The organism is Rhodospirillaceae bacterium, from assembly GCA_018660465.1.
Taxonomy (GTDB): domain Bacteria; phylum Pseudomonadota; class Alphaproteobacteria; order Rhodospirillales; family JABJKH01; genus JABJKH01.
On record JABJKH010000037.1, the window covers coordinates 1 to 5,700 of the forward strand.

The 5,700-nt window shown below is 48.1% G+C and carries 10 protein-coding genes; 4 read left to right on the forward strand and 6 right to left on the reverse strand.

What is annotated here, in order from left to right:
• From HOM51_06390 to dsrA, 6 genes are all read right to left on the reverse strand, one after another.
• Positions 1 to 95 (reverse strand): sulfurtransferase TusE (locus HOM51_06390; protein MBT5034135.1); only part of this gene is annotated, 95 nt, incomplete at its 3' end.
• Positions 96 to 128: 33 nt separating this feature from the next.
• Positions 129 to 437 carry a sulfurtransferase complex subunit TusB gene (gene dsrH, locus HOM51_06395; protein ID MBT5034136.1) on the reverse strand — a complete coding sequence of 103 codons (309 nt, stop codon included), beginning with the start codon at positions 435 to 437 and terminating at the stop codon, positions 129 to 131.
• A gap of 9 nt (positions 438 to 446) precedes the next feature.
• Positions 447 to 839: a sulfurtransferase complex subunit TusC gene (tusC, locus tag HOM51_06400; protein MBT5034137.1), complete on the reverse strand. Its 393-nt coding sequence runs from the start codon at positions 837 to 839 to the stop codon at positions 447 to 449.
• A gap of 12 nt (positions 840 to 851) precedes the next feature.
• A complete protein-coding gene (gene tusD, locus HOM51_06405) occupies positions 852 to 1,211 on the reverse strand; it encodes a sulfurtransferase complex subunit TusD (protein MBT5034138.1) in 360 nt (119 codons plus the stop codon).
• Between the two features lie 43 nt (positions 1,212 to 1,254).
• Positions 1,255 to 2,271, reverse strand: coding sequence for a dissimilatory-type sulfite reductase subunit beta (gene dsrB / locus HOM51_06410; GenBank protein MBT5034139.1), 1,017 nt, complete (start codon positions 2,269 to 2,271; stop codon positions 1,255 to 1,257).
• Positions 2,272 to 2,348: 77 nt separating this feature from the next.
• On the reverse strand, positions 2,349 to 3,614 hold the full coding sequence (dsrA, locus tag HOM51_06415) for a dissimilatory-type sulfite reductase subunit alpha (protein MBT5034140.1): 1,266 nt from the start codon (positions 3,612 to 3,614) through the stop codon (positions 2,349 to 2,351).
• A 364-nt stretch (positions 3,615 to 3,978) separates the two neighbouring features.
• Here dsrA and HOM51_06420 point away from each other — a divergent pair, with 364 nt between their 5' ends.
• The 4 genes from HOM51_06420 to HOM51_06435 form a co-directional block, all read left to right on the forward strand.
• On the forward strand, positions 3,979 to 4,863 hold the full coding sequence (locus HOM51_06420; GenBank protein MBT5034141.1) for a taurine catabolism dioxygenase TauD: 885 nt from the start codon (positions 3,979 to 3,981) through the stop codon (positions 4,861 to 4,863).
• A 33-nt stretch (positions 4,864 to 4,896) separates the two neighbouring features.
• Positions 4,897 to 5,157 carry a hypothetical protein gene (locus HOM51_06425; GenBank protein MBT5034142.1) on the forward strand — a complete coding sequence of 87 codons (261 nt, stop codon included), beginning with the start codon at positions 4,897 to 4,899 and terminating at the stop codon, positions 5,155 to 5,157.
• Positions 5,150 to 5,356, forward strand: a complete 207-nt coding sequence (locus HOM51_06430; GenBank protein ID MBT5034143.1) for a hypothetical protein — start codon at positions 5,150 to 5,152, stop codon at positions 5,354 to 5,356. The genes HOM51_06425 and HOM51_06430 overlap by 8 nt, the downstream gene beginning before the upstream one ends.
• Before the next feature lie 12 nt (positions 5,357 to 5,368).
• Positions 5,369 to 5,700, forward strand: a 332-nt coding sequence (locus tag HOM51_06435) for a TauD/TfdA family dioxygenase (protein MBT5034144.1), incomplete at its 3' end; no start/stop codon positions are given.

Below are 5,700 nucleotides of genomic sequence, written 5' to 3' on the forward strand. Positions count from 1 at the left end.
ATCTGATCGGCCAATTCTTTTGACCAGGTGCCCATATCAGTGATGTAGCCTTCTTCATCAGCACCGATGGTCTGATCGTTTACATTGTAATCCATTTTATAAATTCCTTTCGTTTCAACTTCAGTCTGTCAAAGCCAGGACTGAACAGAGCTATATTCTTCCACAAGATCAACAAAACCGCCATAATCAACAAGAGTAATCCCATCAATTAGCGGCTTTTTTCCTAATCCCCGAGCTTCGATATCCGGTGCCAGGGCAAAAAAGTTTATGCTTCCCGTGCGGCTTGAAATCTCATCAGTCGCTGAGGTCCCTTCTAACGCCGCGTACACGCCATCTTCAATCAATAGAACGGCACTGCCGTCCTTTGCGCGACGCAAGCAGTCCGAGAGCACATTCCTCTCAAAGGGTGATTTATTTACCGTATGTAATAATGCCAAGGGTTTCTCCTAAAACGTAATCACGACTTCTTGCGTGTCCATTAACTCGGCAAGCTCGCTGGAACTTAAGACTTCGACCGGTATCACCAAATCATCTTCGCTCAACCCACGGGCCTCCAATGATTCTTTCTCGGCATAAACTTTTTCCACGTCGTAGCCTTCAAGTGCACGAAACGTCGGAGAGAAATTCTTCATATTGATGCCGCTGGTTTCCTGTTCTTTCTTTATTTGGAACACGCCATCGTCGGCAAATACCATGCTGACATCCTGATCGAACGCTGCCGCGATTAGAACGACTTCCAATCCCTCAAGCGCATAAACCGTGCCATAGGGCGCTTTGCGGTTCACAAACATGAACTTCTTAACCGGGCCGTCGAATTCATCGTCTTCGTATTCATCCATCACTTCGTTCCTCTAATCGCCGAACGTGACAAGCCGGTCACCAACTATTCCAGCTTCAACCAATTGGCCGAGGCCCGAAATTACGAACCCTGCGGCCAATAGCTCATCCTTGATGCCGCGGCGCATCGCAGCTGCGACACATACTGTCAGCTCGACTCCATGCTCTTCGGCCAATTCGGACCAGAGTGCGACAAGATTACGGTCGTCACTTTGTGGCTCAGAAAGCTTATTCGCGTTATTGACACCATCGTGATAGAAAAAGACCCGAACTATTTCGTGACCTTTTTCCAAGGCTGCCTTGGTAAATTGATACGCTGAATCGGAAGCTTGATGGGTAAACGGTCCCTCGTTGACCAAAATCCCTAATTTCATACTTTATATTTCTCCGCCGAATAACTAATGCCCCTAGAAATGCCTAGAAGTGAATGTGCGCAGAAGCGTTCAGGCTTTCCCGTGCACCTCTAAAATCATCAATATGGAATCGTGTGAACGGGATATCCGCGAGATCAAAAAACCGCGTCCAACCGATGCGTTCAATCCATTCACCCAGACGCTCGAAATCACGAGCATTGTCTTTATAGGCATAGAGGATTTTCATCACCACCTCGTTGACCTCCGGCCAATGGGGCGGATTGTTCGGCAATCCTGCCACCGCGAGCTTATGGAAGGTTGGTTTGGAGCGTGCATTGGAATGCTTACCACCAACCCAAACAGCAATCTTGGTCGATTCTTCGCTGTTGATTTGCATCGGCGGACACGGCGCATAACAGGCACCGCAGCAGATGCATTTCTTTTCATCGACCTCAAGTGACGGTTTGCCGTTGACCAACGCTGGAAGGATCGCCGCAACAGGACAACGGGCGACAACTGCCGGGCGTTCACAAACATTGGCAACAGAGTCATGATCGATCACGGGTGGCTTGGTGTACTGCACGTTAATCGCAATATCACCTTGGCCGCCGCAGTTGATCTGGCAGCATGATGTGGTGATACGGACCCGGTTGGGCATTTCCTCTTTAATGAACTCTTCATGCAGATCATCCATCAGCGACTTCACCACACCAGACGCATCGGTGCCGGGAATATCGCAATGCAGCCAGCCTTGCGTGTGCGAAATCATTGAAACCGAATTGCCGGTCCCGCCAATCGGGAAACCCTCGTTTTCCAGCGCATCAATCAGAGGGCCAACCATATCCACTTTGCTGACCATGAATTCGATGTTGCTGCGCGTCGTAAACCGGACATGACCTTCTGCAAAGGTATCGGCAATATCACACAGCTTGCGAATCGTGTGAACATCCATCTGGCGCTGCGTGCCAGCCCGAACGGTCCAGACTTCTTCACCACTGTGGGACACATGGTGCAGTACGCCTGGGCGTAGCCGATCATGCCACTTCCAGTTGCCGTAGTTATTTTTGAGAACCGGATGCATGTAGGGAAAAGGATCCGGAACACCGTGCTCTTCAGGACGGCGTGGTTGGTCTGGTTTATCTAGCAATGTCCTGTGTCCTATTCTGCAGCTGTTTTAATGTTTTCAGCGGCTTTCCGCTCACGCCACTTCGCAGCCTCTTCGTCCCATTCGTCAGTTTTGACGTAGGAATTTGTCCGCGGGTGATTGAGCATATTGAGATCAATCTCAACACCAATTCCCTCAAGGAAATTGGGCAGGCCAATCCGGTCGATGGTCTCACCAACACGCTCATGCTCAAGCGCGTTCTCGGCAAAGAACTCGATGACGGTTTCAGACAGCTCTTCAAGTTTCTCAAAATCTTCATCGGTCTCAAGCTTCATGAATGGAACGATGACCGTTCCCATCTGATCGCCAATTTTTAGAGACCGCTTGCCGCCCATCAAAATAGAGATGCCCTTATCGTCACCCGGCGACAACGCCTTGGTCATGACATTGAGGCAATGCATGCAGCGGACACAGCTGGCATTATCAACTTCCAATGTGTCGTCATCATTGAGGCTCAACGCGTTAGTCGGACACCGGGTTATAACGTTGTCGATGGTGTATTTACGGCCCGCATTCTCGACATATTTTTTGACCTCAGTCTGATCAATTTTCATGTCGTCACGCCAGGTGCCAATCACCGCGAAATCAGCCCGGTGTATAGCGTTTACGCAGTCATTCGCGCAGCCAGAAAATTTGAATTTGAATTTATAAGGAAGTGCCGGCCGATGCATTTCATCCAGGAACGCATTAATGATTGTCCGGTGGGCGCGCACTTCATCATAGCACGACTGCTCACATCTCGCGTGACCGACGCAACTCATTGAGGTCCGCAAGGCTGGCCCGGCACCGCCCATGTCCAAGCCAATTTCGTTCAAGCCATCAAAAGCTTTCTGTACATTTTCGGTCGTGCAGCCCTGGAACATGATATCGCCACTTTGGCCGTGGAGCGCGATCAAACCTGATCCGTGCTCCTCCCAAATGTCACACATGTTGCGAAGGAGGTCCGTGCTGTAATGCATGCCCGCAGGAGGCTGAACACGTAGAGTATGAAACTCGGACGATTCGGGAAATTCCTCAGCGACTTTTGAAAACCGTGGAATGACGCCACCGCCATATCCAAACACACTAACCGTGCCGCCTTTCCAATAACCGAGCTTGGTATCGTATGAATGCTCCAACTGTCCAAGCAGGTCATTCATCATCGGCGCATATTGCTTATCGTCGTCATTGGATAATCGCTTTAAGCCATCAACAAAGCTCGGCCATTTGCCACCCTTAAGTTGATCCAATAACGGTGTTTCATGTTTTTTCTTGGTCACGGAAACTCTCCCTTTCGGCCTCTTATTAGACGCCGTGCCTGTTTTTAAAACTAGCTACCACGTAAGATTTAGAATTAAAACTTCAAGCCAGTTTTCAGACTATTTTGCCCAACTTGAGGCTATTTCTACAATTAATTTTTAACAGTAATCAAGAAAATTCTAATATAAAAATATTCCGAAATTTTACAGTGTTTTCTAATTAAATACCGACGTTAATTGTGCATAACTTTATACTACTATTATATTGTGTATTTTATTGCTCACTTTGATTAAAAGTTTAACAAAAATGATAATCAAAACGTAGACTCATTCGGTTGATTAGCTTATGTGAGGAATCTGCTTCAACCGCCTGACGGGATTGTTCATGCCCCTCCCTACCAACCTAAAAGACAGCGACGTTTATGCGCGTTGGCGAGAGGAGAAACTTAGCGGCTACCCCACTCACATTGAGGACATAAGCGTAGATGTTGGCATTCCAAAACAGCTAACTCATCATGAGATTGAGGCTCTTACTCAAATATGTCGCAAGGCCAATATGGCGATATACGTTGCCCCCCAAAATCTCGGTGAAGAAAAAAGTATTCCGATTGATCTGGGGGCCAGCCTCGGCCTCAATCGGATCGACAGCCCGCTAACAACCAAAGAAGATGGGGTCAGTGAAATTACGGTCGCATCCAAGGGTGAAAAGAGCCCATATATTCCCTACACCGACCGCGCCCTCGGCTGGCATACGGATGGCTGCTATAACGATGCAGATCATTTGATCAATGGCTTTATCTTACACTGTGTGCGTGGCGCAGCTGAGGGTGGTATAAATCATCTGCTCGACCCTGAAATCGCTTATATGCTTTTGCGCGACGAAGACCCCGAGCTTATCGACGGCCTGATGCGGCCCAATGCGCTGACAATCCCGGCTAACCTTGAAAACGGACAGGTTGTTCGTCCTGAACAATCTGGCCCAGCGATATCGATTAATCCAAAAACCAACGGCCTCCACATGCGTTATACGGCCCGCAAATCTTTTGTGGTATGGTTGGATGATCCACGTGTAAAAGCTGCTTTAGAATTTCTTGAGCGAACACTCAATAGCGATTCCAAATTTGTGTTTAGGGTAAAATTGGAACCAGGCTCAGGATTGGTTGGCAACAATGTTCTCCATAACCGGACGGAATTCAAAGACCATCTGAGCCCGGAAGATAAACGTCTCATTTATCGGGTTTATTATCTTGATCGAATCGCTAATACTTAGAGCCATTATAAATTTAACCAAGGACTGCCAACAATGGATGAAGATTCAAACATCATACCCTTGAGCCAGATCGTCATTCATAATCATGATGTCGTGACCTTTGCCGACCTTTTAAAAGTCGTCACGGCTTTGGGGGAACGTGGCATGACCTTGATGGAATTCGATTTTAAGCCGGATTTTCCAGATACCCCGCGTGATTGGCAAACCAAGCTGGAGATCGCTTTCTCAACCAGAAAAAGTACTTTCTCAAGACGCAAGAAAGCCCCTGAGATTTGTGACGACTCTGATGAGTGAAGAAACAATACGTGAAGTAACCAAGCTTGAGGCGCCGTATGGCCGAGAAATCGTCCTGCAAGATGTGGTTCATGAAACCGGCCTCAGAGTCATGCGGATACGAATTCGCGAAGGATCCAGATTTACAATCCTCGACATTGACGCCGCGACCGCTAAAGAATTGGGAACAGCCCTGAGCACTTGGGCTGATCAATCTTAAGGGGATAATTTCATGACCTATGAGATCAAACCTTTATCAGGCGGCCTCGGCGTTGAGGTCATTGGGCTTGATCTTGCTGTATCGATAGATACGGAAACCGCCGAAGAAATTAACCGCGCTTTCGTTGAAAACGTCGTGCTCGTCTTTCGCGGGCAAGATATCACGGTTCACCAATTCCTAGAAGCTGCCAAAATACTTGGCGATCCGATGGAACAATATCTTTCGCAATATAAAGTGCCGGAATGCCCCATCGTCTCCTACGTTTCAAACCAAGTAAAAACCGACACCGGAGCGCCGAAACTCTTGGGCCAAGCCTGGCATACCGACCAATCCTTTAATCCGAC

Coding starts and splice junctions, on each gene's coding strand:
- tusD (MBT5034138.1), bottom strand. CDS start 1,211: ATGAAATTAGGGATTTTGGTCAACGAGGGACCGTTTACCCATCAAGCT.
- HOM51_06430 (MBT5034143.1), top strand. CDS start 5,150: ATGAGTGAAGAAACAATACGTGAAGTAACCAAGCTTGAGGCGCCGTAT.
- dsrB (MBT5034139.1), bottom strand. CDS start 2,271: ATGCATCCGGTTCTCAAAAATAACTACGGCAACTGGAAGTGGCATGAT.
- HOM51_06425 (MBT5034142.1), top strand. CDS start 4,897: ATGGATGAAGATTCAAACATCATACCCTTGAGCCAGATCGTCATTCAT.
- tusC (MBT5034137.1), bottom strand. CDS start 839: ATGGATGAATACGAAGACGATGAATTCGACGGCCCGGTTAAGAAGTTC.
- HOM51_06420 (MBT5034141.1), top strand. CDS start 3,979: ATGCCCCTCCCTACCAACCTAAAAGACAGCGACGTTTATGCGCGTTGG.